The 21,508-nt window shown below is 43.5% G+C and carries 15 protein-coding genes; 8 read left to right on the top strand and 7 right to left on the bottom strand.

From position 1 onward, the window contains the following. Positions 1–59 precede the first annotated feature (59 nt). A complete protein-coding gene (locus IHV80_RS17130) occupies positions 60–818 on the top strand; it encodes a substrate-binding periplasmic protein (protein ID WP_192891575.1) in 759 nt (252 codons plus the stop codon). A gap of 195 nt (positions 819–1,013) precedes the next feature. Here the strand turns inward: IHV80_RS17130 and IHV80_RS17135 are convergent, their stop codons facing one another. Further along, positions 1,014–1,550: an NADAR family protein gene (locus IHV80_RS17135; RefSeq protein WP_192891576.1), complete on the bottom strand. Its 537-nt coding sequence runs from the start codon at positions 1,548–1,550 to the stop codon at positions 1,014–1,016. Positions 1,551–1,738: 188 nt separating this feature from the next. After that, entirely contained in the window at positions 1,739–1,933 is a 195-nt protein-coding gene (locus IHV80_RS17140) for a hypothetical protein (RefSeq protein WP_017111270.1), read from the bottom strand. Positions 1,934–2,295: 362 nt separating this feature from the next. On the opposite strand from IHV80_RS17140, the gene IHV80_RS17145 reads away from it, so the two are divergent. Genes IHV80_RS17145 through IHV80_RS17155 form a run of 3 tightly spaced genes read left to right on the top strand, consistent with a single transcriptional unit; the run spans position 2,296 to position 4,534 of the window. Continuing rightward, positions 2,296–3,120: an ABC transporter ATP-binding protein gene (locus IHV80_RS17145; protein ID WP_192891577.1), complete on the top strand. Its 825-nt coding sequence runs from the start codon at positions 2,296–2,298 to the stop codon at positions 3,118–3,120. Between the two features lie 8 nt (positions 3,121–3,128). Then, the gene (locus IHV80_RS17150) at positions 3,129–4,061 is read left to right on the top strand and encodes an ATP-binding cassette domain-containing protein (protein ID WP_192891578.1); all 933 of its coding nucleotides are present in this window, start codon (positions 3,129–3,131) and stop codon (positions 4,059–4,061) included. Then, the gene (locus IHV80_RS17155; protein WP_192891579.1) at positions 4,058–4,534 is read left to right on the top strand and encodes a transcriptional regulator; all 477 of its coding nucleotides are present in this window, start codon (positions 4,058–4,060) and stop codon (positions 4,532–4,534) included. Before IHV80_RS17150 ends, IHV80_RS17155 begins: the two co-directional genes overlap by 4 nt. A 69-nt stretch (positions 4,535–4,603) precedes the next feature. On the opposite strand, the gene IHV80_RS17160 is transcribed toward IHV80_RS17155, so the two are convergent. Together IHV80_RS17160 and IHV80_RS17165 are read right to left on the bottom strand one after the other, a co-directional pair. After that, entirely contained in the window at positions 4,604–6,160 is a 1,557-nt protein-coding gene (locus tag IHV80_RS17160; protein ID WP_192891580.1) for an alpha/beta fold hydrolase, read from the bottom strand. A gap of 418 nt (positions 6,161–6,578) precedes the next feature. Next, positions 6,579–8,558 (bottom strand): replication initiator protein RctB domain-containing protein, encoded by a 1,980-nt coding sequence (locus IHV80_RS17165; protein ID WP_192891581.1) that lies wholly within the window; start codon positions 8,556–8,558, stop codon positions 6,579–6,581. 1,249 nt (positions 8,559–9,807) lie between these two features. On the opposite strand from IHV80_RS17165, the gene IHV80_RS17170 reads away from it, so the two are divergent. The 4 genes from IHV80_RS17170 to IHV80_RS17185 all read left to right on the top strand — a co-directional run bounded on the left by IHV80_RS17170 (position 9,808) and on the right by IHV80_RS17185 (position 16,593). Next, on the top strand, positions 9,808–11,025 hold the full coding sequence (locus tag IHV80_RS17170) for a ParA family protein (protein ID WP_004732566.1): 1,218 nt from the start codon (positions 9,808–9,810) through the stop codon (positions 11,023–11,025). 5 nt (positions 11,026–11,030) lie between these two features. Continuing rightward, positions 11,031–12,005 carry a ParB/RepB/Spo0J family partition protein gene (locus IHV80_RS17175; RefSeq protein WP_192891582.1) on the top strand — a complete coding sequence of 325 codons (975 nt, stop codon included), beginning with the start codon at positions 11,031–11,033 and terminating at the stop codon, positions 12,003–12,005. A 92-nt stretch (positions 12,006–12,097) separates the two neighbouring features. After that, positions 12,098–14,308, top strand: coding sequence for a GNAT family N-acetyltransferase (locus IHV80_RS17180; protein WP_192891583.1), 2,211 nt, complete (start codon positions 12,098–12,100; stop codon positions 14,306–14,308). A 614-nt stretch (positions 14,309–14,922) separates the two neighbouring features. Then, complete coding sequence (locus IHV80_RS17185; RefSeq protein ID WP_192891584.1) at positions 14,923–16,593, top strand: DUF342 domain-containing protein; 1,671 nt, start codon at positions 14,923–14,925, stop codon at positions 16,591–16,593. A 190-nt stretch (positions 16,594–16,783) separates the two neighbouring features. Here IHV80_RS17185 and IHV80_RS17190 read toward each other — a convergent pair whose 3' ends face one another. Genes IHV80_RS17190 through IHV80_RS17200 form a run of 3 tightly spaced genes read right to left on the bottom strand, consistent with a single transcriptional unit; the run spans position 16,784 to position 21,500 of the window. Further along, positions 16,784–18,898, bottom strand: coding sequence for a type I secretion system permease/ATPase (locus IHV80_RS17190; RefSeq protein ID WP_192891585.1), 2,115 nt, complete (start codon positions 18,896–18,898; stop codon positions 16,784–16,786). A gap of 17 nt (positions 18,899–18,915) precedes the next feature. Then, on the bottom strand, positions 18,916–20,826 hold the full coding sequence (locus IHV80_RS17195; RefSeq protein ID WP_192891586.1) for a bifunctional diguanylate cyclase/phosphodiesterase: 1,911 nt from the start codon (positions 20,824–20,826) through the stop codon (positions 18,916–18,918). 5 nt (positions 20,827–20,831) lie between these two features. Further along, a complete protein-coding gene (locus IHV80_RS17200) occupies positions 20,832–21,500 on the bottom strand; it encodes a transglutaminase-like cysteine peptidase (RefSeq protein ID WP_192891587.1) in 669 nt (222 codons plus the stop codon). Positions 21,501–21,508: the final 8 nt, after the last annotated feature.

Below are 21,508 nucleotides of genomic sequence, written 5' to 3' on the forward strand. Positions count from 1 at the left end.
AAACTACCATTACTCAACTAGTATAATAGTAGTCATTCATCAAATAACTAGGGAAGGTTATGAAAAAACATCTTATCTTTGCATCCATAGTCAGTTTGTTTTCAAGCAGTTATGCTTTTGCAAGCGAACCTCTTCACTACTACATTATTGCGAGCCAAGCGCAACCTTTTCAGATCGAAACTGACGGGTCATCTCACAGAGGCATGGTTTCAGATATTGTGGAAGCCGTATTCGATGACAGCCAGTATGAGATCAACTACCACACCTACCCTTTTAACCGAATGATCGACAAGCTCGATGCTCGAGAAAACCCAAACTGGGTAACTTACGGCAGCCCAAGTTGGGGGAATATCCAGTCGGTTAACCTGTCTAAAGATCCGATTTACAATGTAAAACACGTATTACTCAGCAGCGGTAAAAAGCCGTTTGAGTTCAATACAATCGACGATCTAGACGGAAAAGCCGTGGTATTGCTGGTGGGGTTTGAGTATCCGAACCTAGAGCCATACATCCAACAAGGCAAGCTTAACGAGATTCGAGTGAAAGATTACACGGCTGCGTTTCGAGTCCTGAACCGTACGCCCGGCGACACCGTGTTTGTGGAAATGGAATCCCGAATCAAATACAACCTAAATGAGCAGAAGTTGAGTATTGATGACTACCAGATGCAAGAGTTTGGTTCAGTCATCAATAACTACCCTATTCATTTGGCGTTTGACCCTGAGATGGAGCCTAAACTGCAAACCTTCATCGACCAACGCTTAGACCAAATGAAAGACGATGGGCAGCTCGACGACATCGTACAGAGTTACTTATAGCACCAACGTAATGTAGAGCTTGGTTTGGTATTAAATAGCTTGGTAACGCTCTTTAGCTGTTGATACCTAACTCTCTAAAACCTCAAAGGCCGCCCTGCTTAGCTTAATACTAAATGGCAGGGCGGCCTTTTAAATGCGGCTTTTAAATGCAGATAGCCGAACGCGAATAAATCAGTGCGAAGCGATCAAATGCAGCTACTGAGTACGAAGCTGTTGTCGCACCGTCATCAGAATCTCACCCAGTCGATTCTCCCCTGTCCCATCACCGCCATCTCCCCAAAAGTGATCTTTGTGAGAATGTTCTTTGATAACGCAATCTCCGGTGTTGGTGAGAAAGAAGGCAAATTGCGGATTCTGTTTAAATTTCTCGGTCACAATGAATCGCATCACTTCCACGCGGATGTCATACCAATCTTCACGTACTTGGTCTTCATAACGACGACTCAACGAAAATGCTTCAGCAGGCGAACAGGCCTCCAAAATAGTATTGCGCAGTTCTTGAGAGGCGAACTTCATCGCTTGATAATAATGTTCACTGGTAGCCCACACTTGGTCATCGACCTTAATGGGGCAAGCCGCAAAATTTGAAAGGTATCCGTTTGGATCTTCAGGTTCATAAAACAACACTTCTTTGGCTTGAGCCACAGAATTAGACATAGTCTTCTCCTTACCAACGACATCGCATATTTTTGCTTTAACTTTAAAATTAGTGGCGTTGCATATTGCTGTCAAACAACTTAGTTCAAGAGTAAGCCATCAGCGCATTTTTAGCAGGAAAGGGAAGTGAGTTGAGGAGTTAAGTGAAATTTTATTGACTAAGAAAAGAACGGTATGTGTTTTTTTAAATTGCAGTTAACGAAATAAAATCTATATAAATCAAAGGGTGGTAAGTAACCACCCTTGAAATACAGTTGGAAATTTTAGTGAATCAAGCCGAGATCTCTCGCTTCTTCCAGACTAAAACCGCTTTCTCTAATTTCTCTTAGAGTCTCGATACGACGACGAGCTTCAGCAGATTTCATTTTCTTTTCTGGTTTGAAAGATACTTCTTCTTCAGCATCCCACTTGTTTGCAATATTTGTCATTTCGTCATGGTTGATAGAATTAATGGACATGTTTTCCTCCGAAAAGCACCATGTAATGGACAGCTAATCTGTAGCAAAAGCTAAATCACTTGTTAAGATATTCTGTACTGAAATGTGATGATTCCGACGCTTCACAAAGCTAATTAATAAATGCCTCATTTAAACTTTGCCAAAGCCAATTTCTGCAATTACATTTACAAGATTCCCCACTAGAAATGTGGTTTGATCTAACTCTCATTTTCTCCATTCTCAATCTTGCTTTTCCACTGAAATCTCATGAAATAACCCTAGATTAATTTCGAGGCACTTCATTCTTTTTGTGCTCACTGCTTTTACTTAATTTACTTCATGCTAATGATAATGGTTATCAATATCATAACTGAGTATTTAATATGTCTAGTGACCATTCAGAGACACCACTTCTCGAAGTGAAGAATTTATGTGTCGATTACATTACCGATAACGGCGATTTTAATGCCGTCAAATCGGTAAGCTTTAACATCAATCAAGGGGAGATTTTCGGTTTGGCCGGCGAATCTGGGTGCGGAAAAAGTACCATCGCGTTTGCCATTAACCGTTTACACAAGCCGCCCGCTTTCATCTCGGGTGGAAAGATTATATTCAACGGGCAAGATCTGCTCAGTTTGTCTGACGACCACTTGAACACTTTGCGTTGGAGCGAAATCGCCATGGTTTTCCAAAGTGCGATGAACTCACTCAATCCCGTCCTTCCTATTCAAGAGCAATTCGCTGATGTTTTGCGTCATCACAAAGGGATGACAGACGAACAAGCTAAAGACCGCGCAGAGAAGCTCCTCGACCTTGTAAACATCCCTCGTAACCGTCTCACCGAATATCCACATCAATTCAGTGGTGGGATGCGTCAACGCTTAGTGATAGCCATCGCACTTGCCCTCAATCCCAAGTTGATCATCATGGACGAGCCGACAACGGCGCTGGATGTGGTTGTACAACGCGAGATTCTGCAGCAAATACACCAGCTCAGAGAAGAGTTTGGTTTCTCAATATTGTTCATCACCCACGACCTCGCCCTAATGAGCCAATTGTGTGATCGCATTGCCATCATGCGTCACGGCCAAATAGTTGAAGTTAATCAAGCCCATGAGATCCGTAACAACCCTCAGCACTCCTACACCCAAAAACTTTGGAGTTCTTTCCCTAATATTCACCAACAAGCTCACGCGACCGCGTGCTAGGAGGCTCCATGACACAACCAATTATCCAAGTAAAAAACCTGGTCAAAGAGTTCGCCGTGGGTGGCGGCTTTGGTAAAGAAGACATATTTAGAGCACTACATGGCGTGAGTTTCGATATCTATGCCGGAAAAACGTTGGCTCTGGTTGGGGAGTCAGGCTGCGGCAAAAGCACTTGTGCTCGATTGATGACCAAGGTCTACCCTGCTACCGAAGGGGAGATTCTGTTCAACGGCAAAGACATCTCGACGCTCAACAGCCGTAAAGATATCTTGGATTACCGCAGCCGCGTACAAATGATATTTCAAGACCCATTTGGCTCACTTAATCCAACTCACACCATTGAGCACCACTTAACGCGCCCGCTAAAAATCCATAAGCAAGTCGCCAATAAAGAGGCGCTAGTCGCTCGTCTAAAAGAATTATTAGCGCTGGTGGAGTTACCCCTAGATACACTCTCTAAATACCCTCACGAGCTCAGTGGTGGCCAAAGACAGCGCGTTAACCTAGCAAGAGCACTCGCCGTTGGCGCAGAAGTCATCTTAGCTGACGAACCGACCTCAATGTTGGATGTATCGATAAGGCTTGGGGTGCTTAATCTTATGCAGAGAATGAAGAAAGAACTTGGCATCGGATTTTTGTATATTACTCATGATCTTGCGACTGCTCATTACATCGCCGAAGAGACGGCTGTTATGTACAAAGGCCAGATCGTCGAATGGGGATCAACCCAGTCGATCTTAACCAATCCGCAACACCCATATACGAAACTGTTGATCTCAGCGGTACCGGATCCTGATCTGCCATTTGGCGAACTTGTCAAAAATGAACCAAACTATTCAGTGAACGCTGATCGAATACGAGAGCAGAGCAGTGAAATACAGCATGAAATCAAACAAGTTTCTGATAATCACTTTGTAAAACAGTGGGATAATGTTGCATGAATGAACTAGACACTTGGTTAGAGCGGATCGGAGATTGGTACAAAGACCGAAAGCATGATCAAGTGGACCGGTTAGAACCTTTGATCTTAACGCCTCCAGATGCACTCTGGGGGCCATTGATCACGGATGAGCAAAGCAAAGGCATCGCATGTTGGTTAGACGGGTGCCTGCGAATCTTCGACCATTCACGCTACGATTCACCAAATAAGGCATACCAATTCTTACAGCTTGCCTACGGTAAGCTGCAACAAGTGGTGTCTAATCCAGCCAGCGAAATGGAACTTAAAGATTGGTGTATGAAACGAATGCAGCACCTTGCGGTACTAAGCCTGGAGTTTTGCAACCAGCAAAGTCATAGCGGTTGGCAAGAGCAGTCCCATCAACTAATTAATGCCCATGTCCAGTTTATGGCTGCGCATGCTTGGAATGAACCTCGGAACAATGATCAAGGAGCTTGGATTGCTTCACATTAAGATCTACCCAAGCACCCAATACGCCCTCAAACCAGTTTGAAATATGAGGGCACAAACTTAAGCTTTGTATCAGATATCAATATCCGCCACATACTTAAAGTCAGAAGTATTTAGGCATGTAGTATCTAAGGTGAGCATATTCTCGGGCTCATTGATCGAGCTAAGAATCAAATTTTTCAGGCAAGGAACCCAATCTTGGGCATCCGTCAAAATACCATGAGAACCTTGATCGTAGGTCAAGCTAAGCATATTCGAGAATTTCTTAGCAGAAACATCAGCTAATCTAGGTGGAGTAATACCGTCATTCGCACCGTTGAGAACGAGTACGGGATAATCAACCTTCTCCATAGAAGCATAAGAGCTGCTAGATACTGGCTCAATATCCAAAGCTTGGCACGCTTCAAGAGTCAACCCAAAATGAGTACTATTATCTACTACATTTTGTACATCCGTTCCCCACTTTGCACGACTCTCATGATAGCTTGTGTAGTACTTCTGTTTAACTGGCTCCTCTGCACAAATATTTGCTAACCCCATGGCTGCAAATTGGCTTGGATTAGAGGGGTCATAAGCATTGGCCTTAAGAGCAATCAATGCGTCTAACCCTGTTTCTATTTCTTCTTTAGTTAATTTTACCAATTCAACTGGGTTGAATTTACCAGCTGCGGGTATACTGTCATCGCGACGCATGCTTCTTGTGGTCAAGTAGCTAACAAAAAAATCATGGTACTTCTCATCAATCTGAGCAAATTTTGTATTTAAGTCAGATTTAAATTTCGTTTCATCGCAGTACCCAGTACTACGCGCGCACACTTCTAGGACCCTATCTAGCGCTTCATAGTTTGACCAAGGCATATCCTTAATGCCATTCATTTCGATGGGGAATACGCCGTCTAGTACCATCATTTGAATTGTATTGGATGCCTGATACCCTGCTTTAATCTGTTTTTGCTCTTCACGAGCCATTGTCATAGCTAGACGGGTTCCATATGACACACCATAAAGCTTCCACCCACCGTCTATTTCTTTAACTTCAGAGAGTTTCTTCTCTAGCAACAGTAAGTCTAATGCATTGTTTATATTAGCATATTGGTTAAAATCCACGCCGTCGTTGACATATTTATCCTTGCAACCTTTAATCTGCTGAGCAGTACCAGAGTCTTCAAATTCACAGCTCAAAGAGGGAGTAGAATACCCGGTACCACGTTGATCAACAAAATAGATGTCATGATTAGCCGATAAAACGGAAAGATCATTTTCAATTTCTTGAGCCCAATCAATAGACATACCGCCTGGCCCACCATTAAGGTGTAAGAAGGCGCCTTTTTTTGGTCCCAGCGAAAGAGTTTTAGCAACCGCAACTTTAATTTTTTTCCCCTCTGGCTGCATGTAGTCTTCCGGCACCTCTAGAAGCCAACAACTATCAACCGTCTTGGGCTTAACATAGTTCTTGCCAACCAATTGTAGTTGATTACATTGCACCGTCTGCAGTTGAACCGACACATTTGATAGCGTTGATAAGTTTACTAGGCTAGTACCGGTTACTGATGGAGTACTGCCTTCATCCCCTCCTCCACATCCAGCAATAGCTGTTGCAATCACTAATACTGCTAATTTCCTATTCATCTACTAAACATCCCTACAAAAATATAATTAGGGGAGAGTATTATTGATTTTTACAATTAAACATGAAAAGAATGGACTTGATAATTGCACCTTTTATATTTTAAGAAGCAATAAATACGGAACGACGATCAAGGGGCGATGCCTTGATCATCGTTACGGGGTGAGTATGTTATTCGATGGATTTCAGGCAAAAAAAAAGCGAGTCCCTTGGGAACTCGCGAAAATCTATTCAGTATGATGTAACAAAATATGAGCCAATCTATTAATCATAAGAAAGGACAAAGGTTGTCTATTCGGGATAAATAATAATCAACTAGGTGCTCTATATTGTCATCACATTGTCAGCATTAGGTGCGGTTATTATCAGCACCTAATGATGTTCAGATCATCCATTCAGCGACGACTATAGGACTCAAGGTTAGTGGCCAATCGCCATTTCATCGAGCGCTAAGAACACATTCTCATCCAAGTGGCCTTCATGAACTTGCTTGCATACCTTGCGACGCACGGCCAAGCCAGAAATAAGACGCTCAATTGAAAGGTGTCGATTACTGGTACTATCACGGTCATTGTAGAGTTCGATCAGCTTACTCAATGTTTCGTAAGGAATCACATCCTCTCCAACTCTTAACCAGTCAAGCTTCTCAATGAGCTCTGAGCACTCTTCCTTGATTGAGGCATGCGAGTGCCCGGTCATTGCTGATAAAGCCGTTATACTGCGTTCTAAAGCCTCTGAAGAGGTATATTTAGATAGGGTTATCATGATTTCGTCAGCATTGATCTCAACAGAGTGCTTACGTTGTTTTACTCTGCGCCCTAGCTTGCCTCTTGGTGAAGGGGCTTTGCGCTGAATAGGTTCAAATTCGCCATCAATGATTTCAGATAACTCTTCCAGCTTTTGCTTGGACACCATTTCATTGCGCAGTGGGTTCGGCAATGTTGGCGCCATATTTCGCTTACCAGCGTTGGTGGTGCGCGCTCTTGAGTAACGCAGCACTTCTTCAACGTTACATTTGATATCGACCTGATAATCGGTGGTCTTGCCTTTTTCGATCAACGCAGTGATCGTCAGGTGGTAACCCCACAGGTTGACGAGGAAGGTATCTTCTTGCTCCCCTACCTCACCCAGTTTTCTCAGTTCGCGGATCAGATCCATCGAAAAACGACGCCAATCAATGTTACGCGCCAATTTTTGATTCAATTCGCTCAATAGCATGCAATCAGAGTGACGACGCGCCATACGGCTTCTGAAGTAAGAATACATTTGGAAGACCAAGGTATGCTGCTTCAGGATCTCTGGTGGGAACAGGAAGAAATAATCGCGCGTGAGCAGCTCTTCATAGAACGATGGCTCCCATACCAAGATGTATAGGTTCGGTTTAATGCGAATTTCGCCGTCAGAGCCCTCTGTAGGCGCTTCTTCCGATGCAGTGATGGTTCTAGCTAAGAATCGGAAACGGTCGCTCTTAAAGCCTTCTGGCATGTTCTCACTAAGCCAACGGCCAGTAAGCTCATGCAACTGAAAATCAGTAAACTCAATGCGGTCAATGCTGTCTCGGATAGAGTCACGAGCCGGGCCGCTGTCTTTCTTGCCACGTAAGGAAAGAATATCCGTGATGTAGAGCGGTGTTTTGTTTGGTGTGTGCTTCGCATCTAGATGGTAATCGTCTTGATGATGATCGTGGTATTGAACTGTCAACGTGAATAACGCGAATAACGTCATCAGATCATCAACGGTCATAATGTTTTTTGAAGATCGTGTTTCGATCACCGCTCGAGTTCCCGAGATCGAAACCATCGATTTCTGGTAGCTCTTACGTGTTCTAGGAGGCGCCAACGCTTGATCGATAATCCCAGCCCAATTGGTTGGTGAGACAATGAATTGATCCGCTTCATCTTTCATCGTCGGTGGAGTATTAAGACCGTGTTCATTCAATAAACGTTTGTTTACTTTGGTTTGAGCGAGGGCTTTAGAACGCTTTTGCTTTTCGTTTTGTTTCACACTTTCAGTCACTAAGCTGGTGGCACCTAGCACTGATATCAACTGATTGGGATTAACAAAGCGATGTAGCATGGTTTTACCCGCAAGGCCTTCTTCAAAGCGAACTGGGATTTGCTTGAAAAGTCCGATACTTACAGCAGCTCTGAGTCTTTGTTGCAAGGCAGCACGTGTAACTTGTCCATCGGTTGATTCGATAATTTCAGTAGTTGAAACGTATCCATCTTTGCTGCTAAATCCGCGAAGTGAAATTAGGTTGAGAAGTTCAACGATGCTTTTCGTGACCCCTTTGAAGTGTTGATATTGTTCTATCCATTCAACGGCTGTTTCAGATACCTCAAATAAATGACCATCTTTGTGGCTTCGTGCCTTAATTAACAATTTCTCTTCTGGTTTCATTTTTGATCCGTATCACACTAACCGTAATTTCACTATAGTTCCTGAATGATAAAGAAAGAATGATCATAAATAAAGAGAATTTATTGGCTTTTAAATAACTGATCTTTCTGATTAATATGATCTTAAATGATTAAGTGATCTAATGATCCGGGCGATCATTTGCTTTTAACTCACTGAATTTAAAGTATTAAAAAAAATCCGTTTGGAAAGCATGATCATAAAGATAGCGAAACGATGATCATAAAAGATAAGAAAGCATGATCACAGAACATCAGAACGATGATCATTAAGTCATTGTAAGCATGATCATTATTGGTTCGAAAGCATGATCATTATACTTATACAGCTTATCCACAGTCCAGAATTGATCGACGAGTTCTAAATCATCAATGTGGATATTTTCGTTAGGTATTCTATCGGAACAATGATCAAGTAATGGGGCTTTTATATCGTTCCTCCCCTTTTATGTTCAAAATTTAGTCGAGATTGGTTACACAGCCAATGGTTGGGCACTTTTAACTCGCAACACAATAAATCAGGAAGCATGATCATGAAATTGTCATGTTTCTGCATTTCCATTCCGTGTCGATTGAATTTTCAATCAATCAGGCCTTATAGAGCTTGAATCCCCATTGTAAAAGCATTTGTCCGTAAGTTAGCTCCAAATTTATATGCTTCCGGAACGATATTTACTTGATCATTTTTCCGGAAGTTGATCATTTCGAACGGGCATTCATGTGGATCAATATTGATGAGTTGACACCTTGATCATGCTTCATAATATGGACTTATCAATTTTCTGACGAGCTATGTGTCCCATGATCATTCTTCCGGTTGAGGCTCAATTCTCTGTTGTTTAGTGACGTTTCATCTTCGCTTTGTTTTTTATTGAACAAGCGATTTTCTAGGTTTTACTCTTTGTCGGTTGAAAATCTGTCAATTTCGAATGCAAATCACACGAACCGTAATCTATGCTTGTATTTCAATCGTTCCGAAGTTTTTTCTTTGAAATTCTATTTACATTGTAAATAAGTGATGCTGTAACATTTTAAATGTAAGGCAGAAATAGCACTGTTATACATGATAAAAAAGGTCACTTTTGTGTTTGTCTTGGCCGTTATTTCATCAAACTGTAAAAATACAGTCTATTTTATGTGATTTTACTCATAAATGTATGTTCATGTTTTTGTTGTGTTTGTTGTTAATCGCTGTACAATTTGTACTTAGTTAATCATTACGGAAACTGGCAATGAAAAGAGAACAAACGATTGATAAGCTCTATCAGCTGGCCGAACAAACTCAACAAGTTCAGGCTGACCGAATTGAGATTATTCTGGAAGAGCGAAGTGATGAGCATTTCCCTCCAATGTCTAAAGCTATGATGGAGACACGTTCAGGCTTAACTCGTCGAAAATTGGATGAGGCGATCAACAAGCTTGAAGCAGATGGTCATCAATTTACAAAGAACAACGCCAATCATTACTCGATTTCATTGACCGAAGCTCACATGCTGATGGATGCGGCTGAAGTGCCAAAGTTCCACCAACGTAAGCAGCATGTCGACAATAAACCATGGGTTATCAACGTACAGAACCAAAAGGGTGGTACGGGTAAATCAATGACAGCGGTTCATCTAGCGGCTTGTTTGTCTCTGAATTTAGATAAGCGCTACCGTATCTGCTTGATTGACTTGGATCCACAAGGTTCTTTGCGTCTGTTCTTAAACCCACAAATCAGTGGTGCAGAGCACGACAGCATCTATTCTGCAGTCGATATCATGTTGGACAACGTACCAGAAGGCCAAGATGTTGATCTTGAATTCCTTCGCAAGAATGTACTATTACCAACACAATATCCTAATCTCAAGACGATTTCGGCGTTCCCTGAAGACGCGATGTTTAACGCTGAAGCGTGGCAAAGCCTGTCTCAAGATCAGTCACTTGATATCGTTCGTCTTCTTAAAGAGAAGCTTATCGACAAAATCGCTGATGATTTTGATGTGATTATGATCGATACCGGTCCGCACGTTGACCCGCTAGTGTGGAACGCGATGTACGCGTCTAATGCACTTCTTATCCCATGTGCTGCAAAGCGTTTGGACTGGGCTTCAACGGTTAACTTCTTCCAACACTTACCAACCGTGTATGAGATGTTCCCAGATGACTGGAAAGGGCTTGAGTTTGTTCGCCTGATGCCAACGATGTTTGAAGACGATAACAAGAAGCAGGTATCAGTGTTAACTGAGATGAATTACCTGTTGAATGACCAAGTCATGATGGCAACCATTCCAAGAAGCCGTGCCTTTGAAACTTGTGCAGATACTTACAGCACGGTTTTCGACCTGACGGTTAGCGACTTTGAGGGGGGGAAGAAAACCCTAGCAGTTGCTCAAGACGCGGTACAAAAAAGTGCTCTAGAATTAGAGCGAGTATTACATAGCAACTGGCCTTCACTTAATCAGGGATAACAAAAATGGCAATTAAAACATCTGACTTAAATGCAAAGCTATTTGGTAAAGCAAACAAACGCCGCGTAGCAACGCCACAAGAAGCGCAAACAGCAGCAAAAGAACAGGCTCAAGTGATTGAACTTTCTGTTGCGGGCGAAGAGCTGGTTTCATTTGAATTGGTTCGAATTCCTGCGGCTGATGTTGCGACTCGAACGGTTGTTTTTGAAGAGAATGCTCGTGAGCAATCTTTCTTAAACGAACATGCTCTTTCTGATGTTCTGACTACGTTAAAGGAACGCGGTCAGCAATATCCAGCGGTTGGTCGCAAGAATAAAGACGGCAAGATTGAAGTTCTTGATGGTAGCCGTCGTCGCATGTCATGTATTTTAGCGGACAAAGAGTTCCTAATTTACGTAGCGGAAAACATTAACGGCGAACATGCTAAGTTCTTATCTGACGTTGCTAACGCTCATAAGCCGCTTTCTCTTTACGAGAAGGGTAAAGAGATGCAAGCGAAACTGGATAAAGGCGAAGCTGAAGACCAAAAAGCACTCGCGAAAATGTTCCAGTGCAGTGAAGCTTTGGTGAGTGGTGCATTAAAAGCGGCGGCTTTACCACTTGAATTACTTCAAGCTTACCCAAATGTGAGCGACCTTGGTCGTCCGACGATTGTTAAACTGCACAAACAATTTGGCGGTTTAACGGGTGAGCAGCAACAAACATTACTGACCAAGTGTGATGCTTCTGAAGGTTTTGTATGGCAGCGTAGCGAAGCGCAAGGTGTTACGCGTTTAACGAAAGACGTGACCGAAACATTGGAAGGTTGGATTCTTGAACTGGCTCCTGCGCCAGCGAAGAAAGTATCTCCAAAAGTTGAGCTTATCAAAGGTCGTGCTTCTTATAGCCGTAAAGGTTCAAACTTAGCTTTGAATCTTAAAAAAGTGGATGATGCGACGATGCAAGAAATCTTAAACTTCGTTCAATCAAAACTCGATTAAGCTAACAAACTATCGAATGACTCTAAAGCCGCTTTATGCGGCTTTTTATTTGGCTGTGATAAACTGTGTTTAGATGAATCTGGACGCTAATTATGACGAACCCAACTAATACCTTTCTACAGACTCTTTCCCAAACCGCCGAGCATAATCATCACCGTTATGGTGTTGTATTTTCTGGTGATAGTGATTGGCAAGACGCTACGATTCAACGCTTTCTTGATGCCTCTTCAGCACAAACAACTTTCCAGATTGGTGGTTCGCCATTTAATTCAGTGGCGCACATTCCGGTTAAAAAGGGGCAACAACTTCTCGGTCGAGAATGCCAACTTCTTGTTTGTGATTTTAGAGAGCAGTTTGATGCCAACAGTTTTAGTGCTGCACTGGGTGCGTTAGTTGGTGGCGGCTTGTTGTTGGTTATCCCGCCCAAATCAGATGAATCTGAAGAGGGTTTGAATTCTACTTTTGGACAACGTTGGTTAGCATCCAACTTCGCCAAACTGTTTTCTGTTTCACAAGACGATGAACAGCTAACGCAACTCTATACTCGTAATCCGTTGCCTGAAGAATTAACCCAACCAAATTCGTTCGATAGATTTGAGCAACAAAAGACGGCTGTAGAGTTAGTTAAGAGAGTCGTCTCTGGACATCGAAAGCGTCCCTTAATTCTCACTGCAGACAGAGGTCGCGGCAAGAGTTCGACATTAGGTATCGCGGCAGCGGAGCTTTTGGTTGAGCGTCACGGGCTTAATATCATTGTCACCGCACCTTCTGTTAAAGCGGTTGAGCCGGTATTTGCTCACGCAAGCCAACAACTCGACCCTTGTGAAGTTATCAATGCAACTCACATCCGCCATCAAGGAGGCAGCCTTAGATTTGTCGCACCGGATGAATTGCTTCAATCTAAGCCTGATTGCGATTTATTATTGGTTGATGAAGCAGCTGCCATTCCAATCCCGATGCTTAAATCAATGGTCGGCAGTTATCACCGTATGGTTTTTTCAACCACCGTTCACGGATACGAGGGAAGTGGGCGAGGGTTTGGAATTAAATTTGAGGCTTGGCTTTCTGAGCATCGCTCTGGATGGAAAGGCTATAAGCTTGAGCAACCAATCCGTTGGAATAACCACGACCCTCTAGAGCGTTGGTTGTTTGATTGCTTCCTTCTGAGTGGTGAGGTTTTATCGAGTGGTTCTGTTGTTGATGAGGATGGTGATTTTTCTGACGAGATGATCAGCCAACTTAACCTGGTCGAGCTATCTAAAACAGAGTGTCTAGAGAACCCTGAAAAGCTTCAGCAATGTTTCTCTCTCTTAGTTGATGCTCATTACCAGACATCGCCCAATGATTTAATGCAGTTCCTCAACAACTCAGCAATTCATTTGTACGCAGCTTGGCATCAAGGTGTCTGTTTGGGCTGCATGCTGGTGACGGAGGAGGGCGGTTTAGATAAAGATTTAATTGCTCAGATTCAAATAGGAATGCGCAGACCCCAAGGACATCTTGCTCCAGTGTTGTTAGCGAATCAACTCGGCTCTATTGAAGCGGCAACAAACCGTTGTATGCGCGTGATGAGAATTGCGGTTTCAATTGAGCATCAAGGTTTAGGCTTAGGAAGTTGGATGCTTGACCAGTTATCGAAGCAAGTCTCCGATATGGATTATCTGGCAACGAGTTTTGGTGCTACCAGCGAGTTGGTTTCTTTCTGGCGACGTAACCAATTTGCTCCCGTGCATATTGGGCATCAAAGAGATCAAGCGAGTGGTTGTCATTCGTTGTTGATGGTGAAGCCACTTGGCGTTAGAGCTAACAATTGGATTGCTCAGGTGCAGTATCAGTTTGAGCAAAGCTTCGGCTTTCTCGTTTCTGGTTCTTTAACTTCTCTTGAGGTTGATATGGTTCGTGCCTTGTTACCAAGCAACTCATTTCTGACCAACGGTCTATTATCAAACAGGCAGACAACCAAGTTTGAGTCAGTCAGTGATTTGGAAATCAACTTGCTAAGTAATTATGTAGAGGGCGGAAACAGTTATGACAGTATCGGTTTTATTACGTTGAAATTAATTCTAGCGAGCCATATTCAACTGTCGAGTGAGTCTTCATCTACTGGGCCGTCAGTTAGTTCTGAACGACAACATCGTGATGCTGGTTGTTCGGCGATATCTGATTTGTTGATTGCTAAAGTGGTGCAGCAAAAAGGGTGGGGGACTTGTGTTGAACAGTTCAACCTTGTCGGGCGTAAGCAAGCAGAAGTTCAACTTCGACAAGATATCTCGTTCTTGCTGTCCAATTTACAGTGTAAATAGAAAGAGATAGTTTCTAGTTTAATTTACAGTGTAAATCCGAAATGTCGATTTACACTGTAAACTGAAGTATGTTTATTGATTGTCTTCTTCTTCGGTTACACTCTTCTCAAACTATCCTTAAACTTTTTAGTTTTCCCTCAATATTTGTAGCGCCCCACAAATCCCAAAACTGGAAACTCTAATCTAAGGGTTTTTAGCTAGTTGGCTTGAACGCTGGTCTACTCGATTAAGACCAACCGAATTTAAATTAGCCCTACTGAATTCAATGCCAATCAACTGATTTGCGTTTCATTAAAGACTTTCATCATCACTCTGTCGAGTTATTGTCTGGTGTATTCATCTCAGTCTTCCATAACGGGGAAATTAAACGGCGGTAATGCTCTGTTTCCGATTGTCCGCTTCTAGAGTTCTATTCCAAAATTTCTCCAAAAAATCGCTGATTATGATTGTAAAGGTGAGCCCGCTCATAAAATGCATGTGTCTTATTTCTGAGTCATGTTTGCATAATCGAAAGTAAGTGATGTGACGCTGATTATTCTAATGTGGTGATTCTAAGCTCAGAACGAATTATATAGACTGAATAACAACTGAGTCATTAGGGATACTCGATTCGAATGTGGGATAACATTGTTACATTGTCAGAAGATAAGCTGCAGGTGGTCGCGCGTTTGCCATCTGGATTTGTGGTCGACGCAAGCTTTGATAACAAGACATTGCCACCAGCCTTGGAAGCTTTAAATGCATCTAACTATTTTCTTTTTGAAGAAGAGGTGCTGCGCTTTGTCACTCTGGCTAAAGAAGGTAAGGGTGAAGCTTATGAGGGAGTCTTGATTGCTGAAGTTCGCAATGCGAGTGTCGCGGTCGAACTGTCTGATGATGAGATGCTTGCGAGTCTAGTTGTTACTGGCCCGTACAATGGACATCCGCTGCGTGGTAGCGACATCATTCACTGTTTGGCTCAAGCCCACATTACCAAAGGCATTAATAAGTTAGCGCTCAGAAAAGTACTGATGATGAGTGGCAAGCTCAAGCCCGGTGAAAAGTTTACTCAGCCCGTCGCGCAAGGTACACAGCCCGTAAAGGGAAAGGACGCGAAGTTTGCCGCCTTGGTTGAAGATATTACTCGCCAAGTATTGAAGCCTCGCAGCAAAGACGCAGGCAAGATTGATATGCGAGATTTGGGTGAAACTATTACCGTTGGTCAAAATGATCACTTGATGAAGCGTACTCCCGCGACTAAAGGCATTGCCGGTTTTACCGTGCAAGGTCGGATCATCCCACCACTTCCTGGACAAGACAGTTTAATCAAGCCTGGCAAGGGCACCTACATTTCTCCTGACGACCCTAATTTACTTCTCGCTTCATGCCCCGGCTTACCGATCATTAAAGAACGCAGTATCGAAGTGGATGATGCCTTGTGTGTGAGCAACGTTGATGTGTCTACTGGCCACGTTAAATTTAAAGGTAATGTGTTCGTCTCTGGAAACATTGAACCGGGGATGATTGTTAAGGCGACAGGATGCATTACGGTTGGCGGTTTTATTGAGTCGGCCGAGGTTCAAGCGCAAGGGGATATCAAAGTCTCGAAGGGGATTATTGGTCACACCACGAAAGAGGGCGAACCCAAGAGTTGCAAGGTATTCACTAAAGGCTCTATTACTGCGAGCTATGCACAAAATGCAGAGTTACAAACGGGAACCGATCTTCGTCTTGGTGTGCACAGCATGGGGAACGAGATTCGTTGTGGGCATGACCTTATCGTGATGGACACAATGAAGAAACATGGCACGCTCAGTGGCGGTGAAGCTAAGGTGGGTGGCAAAGTGGAATGTGTTTTCTTGGGTGTTGAAGGAGATACTGCTACTAAGGTTCACGGTTTTGCGCGTTACGATGGTTACCGACAAAAGATTGCTGAACTGAAAGAAACGTATAAACAAACTCAAGAAAAGACGATGGATGTCATTCGTCAGGAATTAGAATTTAAAAAGCAGCCCAAGGCTCAAAGAAGTGAAGAACAAGCCTTGTTGATTGAACAACAAAGAGAAAAGAACAATCTAGCAATCGAGAACACCAAATCGCAATTGGACATGTTAGAGAACGAATTTGAAACGCACCTTGCTGAGTGCACGGTAGAGGCCCATGAAAAGGTTTATACCCGAGTCACGATTCAGTTTGGTGATGAGACAGTGACGACCAAGCGTACTCATGGCGGCAGTGTTTTCTCGTTCAATCAATATGAGATTCAATGTTCGTTCAAGATGGAACAAGAAGATATCGCTTTGTAGGCTGCCTGTTGAAGTCGGTTTACTGCCGGTCGCTTATTACAATAGCTTATTGAAGGCCAGCGATGTCACGGCATAGATACCAATATTTGAAGATAAAAAAGGGGAGCTGATGCTCCCCTTTCGGTTTTTATAGTTCTAGCTGTTCTGGTCTGACGGTTTTGATTTAACGACTTAGCTTCAAGGGATTGTACTAGCTTGCTGCTCTTACTCGACCTTGCTTAAGATCAGACAGAACCTGTGCTTTTGGACCGTCGGCAATAATGCTGCCTTTCTCCATCACAATCACTCGATCAACAATGTCTAGCATCGAAGTCTTGTGCGTGATCAGAATTAGCGTCTCGCTAGGCAACAGTTGGCTAAGCTGATGCTTGATGTGCATTTCAGAACGGTTATCCATGGCACTGGTTGGTTCATCCATCAATAGCACTGGTGGACGACCTAGGAAGGCTCTAGCAATCGCGATCGCCTGACGTTGACCACCCGATAGTAAACCACCCCCTTCACCGACTTGGCGCTCTAAGCCCGCTGGATCTTGCTGAGTGAAAGCAGTAACGCCTGCGCGGTTAGCGGCATCCATAACATCGCGGTCATCGACCAATGGACGACCTAATGTGATGTTGTCTCTCACTGAACCGTAGAACAAGTTACTGTCTTGCGGTACACAGCCTATATTGCGTCGTACGTCGACATGGTGAAGTTGCTCCATGTCGGTGTCATCAATACGTACATGACCTTCTGTGGGCTTGTAGAGGCCCATTATCAAGCGTTCTAATGTCGTTTTACCTGAACCAATACGGCCGATAATCGCCACTTTTTCACCTGGTGTAATTGTTAGGCTCAAATCTCTGACTGATGCGACCGGAGAATCAGGGTAATGGAAGGTTACTTTATCCAGTGCAATGCGACCTTGGATGATCGGGCGGTGGATATAACGCTTTCCTTCTTCCTGCTCGTCAGGCATCGACATCACTTGTTCGATTAAGGTCATCGAAGATTTTGCCTGATTGTAACGCGTCGAAAGCAATGACAGTTGAACAAGAGGTCCAATCGCACGACCACTCAACATGGTTGCAGCAATCAAGCCACCCATCGTAAGTTCGCCCTCAGCAATCAAATACACGCCAAAAATGATCATACCGACGTTGGTACTTTGCTGAACAAAACCTGCGGTGTTTTGGATGCTGTCAGTAATGCGACGACTTTTGATGTTCCAATTCGCCATATGCGCTACCGCTTCTTCCCAACGAAATTGGAATTGGCTTTGAGCGCTGAAAAGTTTAACGGTTTCTAAACCTGCCAGACTCTCAATTAAGTTCGCGTATTTCTGAGAAGCGAGGCGTGAACCTTCTTCAATGGTTCGACGTAGCGGGCCTTGGATTAACAATGCATAGATGATCAGAACGACAACACCGACCACAGGAACAAACACCAGATTCCCTGCCATTAACCAAATTAGAGCCAGGAACATTAGGGCAAATGGTAAATCGATTAACGAGCCAATCGTCGCAGAGGTAAAGAACTCACGAATCGATTCGAATTCTTGGAGGTTTTTCGCAAAAGCACCTACTGATGCTGGTTTTGCTTCCATACGAATCCCGAGTACTTTGCTGAAAAGTTTGGATGAAATCAGAATGTCCGACTTTTTACCCGCGACATCAATAAAGTAGCTTCTCATCAATTTCAAAAGCAGATCGAAAAGGAAGACAACGAAGATCCCGCTCGCCAACACCCATAAGGTTTCAAACGCGAGGTTGGGTACTACTTTGTCGTACACCAATCGAGTAAACATCGGTGCCGCGATGGCGAAGATATTGATCAAGATGGATGCGATCAGCACGTCTCGATAGATGTTCTTCGATTCCCAAATCGTGCTCCAGAACCAGTGACCTTGACGTGTTTTTAGAATCTCAGGTGAGCGTTCATCGTAACGAAACTGTTTTTTGACCAAGAAATAGCGGCCAATAAACTGTTCTTTCAGTTCATCGACTGGAATGACGATCGGTACCATTCCGCTTTCCGCGGTGATGATCTCTGCTTCTTGTTTTTCTAAATCGATACTATTAAGAACACATGCCTCGCCCTGCTTGAGAAGTAAAACAGCAGGTAAAATAAGATGAGGGATGCTTTCTAAGTCGGAACGGTTTTCTTTCGCCACTAATCCCGCACGCTCAGCAGAGCGAGGGAATAGGAAAGGGGTCAGCTTTCCATCGGATAGTGGCAGCCCATTGATCAACGCTTCGGGCGAGTTAGCTAACCCGTAATATCGGCTAACGTAGATCAGTGAGTTCAATAGTGGATCTTGCATGCGATATAACCTTACAACTATTTATCAACAATGAAGCCTTGGAACACTTCTACGTAGTTATCAGACAAAATATCAAGCTGAGTCTGAGTTTCAATTCGTGACGCAATGGTAGTCACGCCAAGGTTATGAGCCGTTCTTGAGATTGACGTTAATGTGAATTTTTGTTTTTCATCATCAAGGTTATGAGTAAACAGATAATCCAGCTTCACATAGCTCGGGCGGTATTCGTTGATGTAATCCAATGATTGGAAGTTACGTCCGTAGTTGTCGACACCGAACACTGCGTCAGCGTTGCGAATGGTGTTACACAGCAGCGCGGTGTAGTGCGGAACATTGATAAAACAGTTTTCTGGAATCTCAAAGTGGAGTAGGTGAGCGATTGAGGTATTTTGCTCAAGGGTTTTACCAATCCAACGGATGAAACTTGGCTGAGAAATACTGCTTGGTGAGATATTGATAGCAACAGGGCTCGTTACTTCTTTTGCATTTAGTTTTTCAATCATCTTCTCGATAACGTATTGGTCGAGAATATGGCTCATTTCAAGCTGCTCTAATGCGTACAGGTATTGGTTAGCACCGTAACGAACACCGTCTTTCTCAATCGCAGAGAACACCTCTTGGTGATACGTTTTGCCAAAGGCATTGTTTGCAGCCTGAAGACGGAACGTGATTAGGTCGTTGATGATCGCTTCTTCAACCAACATACGCCATTGTTGTTTACCCATCACAGCGCCATGATCGTCGGCTGTTACGTAGCCATAATTAAGTTCACGGTTCGCTTTGGCACTTGAGAGAGCGTTATCCACCAGCGACATGATTTCAGTACTGGTTTTACGTTTGTTGCTGTATGTGACACCAAGCGCAATGTGTGGATTCGCCATACCGGTTGGATCTGAACCTAGGTTTTGGATGCAGTTTACAATGCTGCTTGCGACGAGTTTAAGTTCGCTCTCATCAATGTTTGGCATAATGAAGCCAAACTCGTCACTCGAAATACGAGCAATGGTGATATCTGGTGATGAAATTGACGCCTGTAACTGTTCAGCCAGTTGGTGAACTAAGGCATCGCCTTCTTGGTAGCCTTTTTCATCGTACTCTTCACTAATAAATTCGGCTTTTAGTACCGCTAAACCACCTAAACTTGACTCTTCTAACCACTGAGTTAACTGAGACATGTAGTAAGCACGGTTACCCAATTGTGATACCGGATCAATATAAGCGCGTTCACGTAGCTTCTGAGCTTCTTTGGCTTGGTTTTTAAACGCCAATTCAACTTGAGTAGACATGTGGTTAATACCATCAACCACTAAGATCAAATCTTTTGTTTTCGGACGAACCAGTGGTTCACCAAACTGATTCTTGGCGATCTGATCCATTTTGGTAATGATCAATGAGAGAGGACGCAGTGCACGTTTAAGGATCCATGAGATAGAGATCAAACCCAATAAGAAGATCGATCCAAAGATGGTCAGTAAGCGGGTAAATGCTTGCCATAGTTGGTCATAAGCAGGACCTGGGTGACTCACGATCTCAACTTCTGCCAGTTGCATCCAGCCACTGGTGATTACGCGGCGGTCATGAACAGGTTCAAATAGATTTAAACTCGTAAACCATTCCGGCACTCCCGTGGACTTCACAGGGTAAGAGCGAAGAATATCGTCTCCGGTGTCTAGAAAAATCAATCGAACGACGGAGTAAGAACTGCCATCAAACAGGGCGTTGATAACAGACTCTACTGCCACCTTGTCCTTTTCTTCTAGGTAAGGGGCGAGAGCCAGTCCAACAGTATTAATGGTATTACTTACCTCAGAGCGTTGCTGCTCCTCTAAGTATCCACGGGTGGTATTGAATTCGATCATAAAAACTGACGTCATCAGCAGTATGAACACCGCAACCATCCCGACCACAAGCTGTTTATATAAAGTCATTGTACCTACTCATCGTAATTGATAATGGGTTTGTTTAATTTTAGAGAGCGCTCACGAGAACGTAAGTCGTTCCATAAGCTCAATCTTGAAGATTTCCCTGCTAGCTTACCGCTGCCTGCTGCCGACTTGATTAACCAAAGGTTTTTACCATTGAAACTGTAAATTGGTCGCAGATCGCCGCGCTTGGAACCGCGTTTTATCTCAGGGTTTAAGTTGTCCAAAATTAGTGGTTCTGCACTTGGTTTCGAGTAGTACGCTAACACCATATGGAATTGGTTTAACTCGAGTGCTTTTACATACACCAATCTTAATTTTTTGTCTGGCACGCCCAGTTCGAGTAAAGAGAAGTACTTCGCGATGGTGAAATCTTCACAGTCACCCGCGTTACTGCCTAAGAACTCCAGTGGTGTTGCCCAGTAATCGTTCTTTCCCCAAAGTATGCTGTCATCGACAAAGTACATTTGGTTGAAGAATTGATTAATGGATTCGAGTTTTTCCCTTTCACTCAATCCACCATAGGTCGCAATATTTGAGCGCCATGTGGTGACTCGCTTAGCGGCTCTCTCTCCATAGGTTTCGGATACAGCATCAATCCAACGTTGGTCACTCTTATTGAGTGCCGAAGAAGTAAAAGAGGTGAGGACCAACAGCAAAAGCGAGAGCCGAGATTTCATAGCCTTCG

Source organism: Vibrio bathopelagicus, from assembly GCF_014879975.1.
Classification (GTDB): domain Bacteria; phylum Pseudomonadota; class Gammaproteobacteria; order Enterobacterales; family Vibrionaceae; genus Vibrio; species Vibrio bathopelagicus.

Excerpts from the sequence above, each read along its gene's own strand:
- IHV80_RS17155 (WP_192891579.1), top strand. The coding sequence starts at position 4,058 with ATGAATGAACTAGACACTTGGTTAGAGCGGATCGGAGATTGGTACAAA.
- IHV80_RS17170 (WP_004732566.1), top strand. The coding sequence starts at position 9,808 with ATGAAAAGAGAACAAACGATTGATAAGCTCTATCAGCTGGCCGAACAA.
- IHV80_RS17165 (WP_192891581.1), bottom strand. The coding sequence starts at position 8,558 with ATGAAACCAGAAGAGAAATTGTTAATTAAGGCACGAAGCCACAAAGAT.
- IHV80_RS17145 (WP_192891577.1), top strand. The coding sequence starts at position 2,296 with ATGTCTAGTGACCATTCAGAGACACCACTTCTCGAAGTGAAGAATTTA.
- IHV80_RS17130 (WP_192891575.1), top strand. The coding sequence starts at position 60 with ATGAAAAAACATCTTATCTTTGCATCCATAGTCAGTTTGTTTTCAAGC.
- IHV80_RS17175 (WP_192891582.1), top strand. The coding sequence starts at position 11,031 with ATGGCAATTAAAACATCTGACTTAAATGCAAAGCTATTTGGTAAAGCA.
- IHV80_RS17140 (WP_017111270.1), bottom strand. The coding sequence starts at position 1,933 with ATGTCCATTAATTCTATCAACCATGACGAAATGACAAATATTGCAAAC.
- IHV80_RS17185 (WP_192891584.1), top strand. The coding sequence starts at position 14,923 with ATGTGGGATAACATTGTTACATTGTCAGAAGATAAGCTGCAGGTGGTC.
- IHV80_RS17200 (WP_192891587.1), bottom strand. The coding sequence starts at position 21,500 with ATGAAATCTCGGCTCTCGCTTTTGCTGTTGGTCCTCACCTCTTTTACT.
- IHV80_RS17150 (WP_192891578.1), top strand. The coding sequence starts at position 3,129 with ATGACACAACCAATTATCCAAGTAAAAAACCTGGTCAAAGAGTTCGCC.
- IHV80_RS17180 (WP_192891583.1), top strand. The coding sequence starts at position 12,098 with ATGACGAACCCAACTAATACCTTTCTACAGACTCTTTCCCAAACCGCC.
- IHV80_RS17195 (WP_192891586.1), bottom strand. The coding sequence starts at position 20,826 with ATGACTTTATATAAACAGCTTGTGGTCGGGATGGTTGCGGTGTTCATA.
- IHV80_RS17160 (WP_192891580.1), bottom strand. The coding sequence starts at position 6,160 with ATGAATAGGAAATTAGCAGTATTAGTGATTGCAACAGCTATTGCTGGA.
- IHV80_RS17190 (WP_192891585.1), bottom strand. The coding sequence starts at position 18,898 with ATGCAAGATCCACTATTGAACTCACTGATCTACGTTAGCCGATATTAC.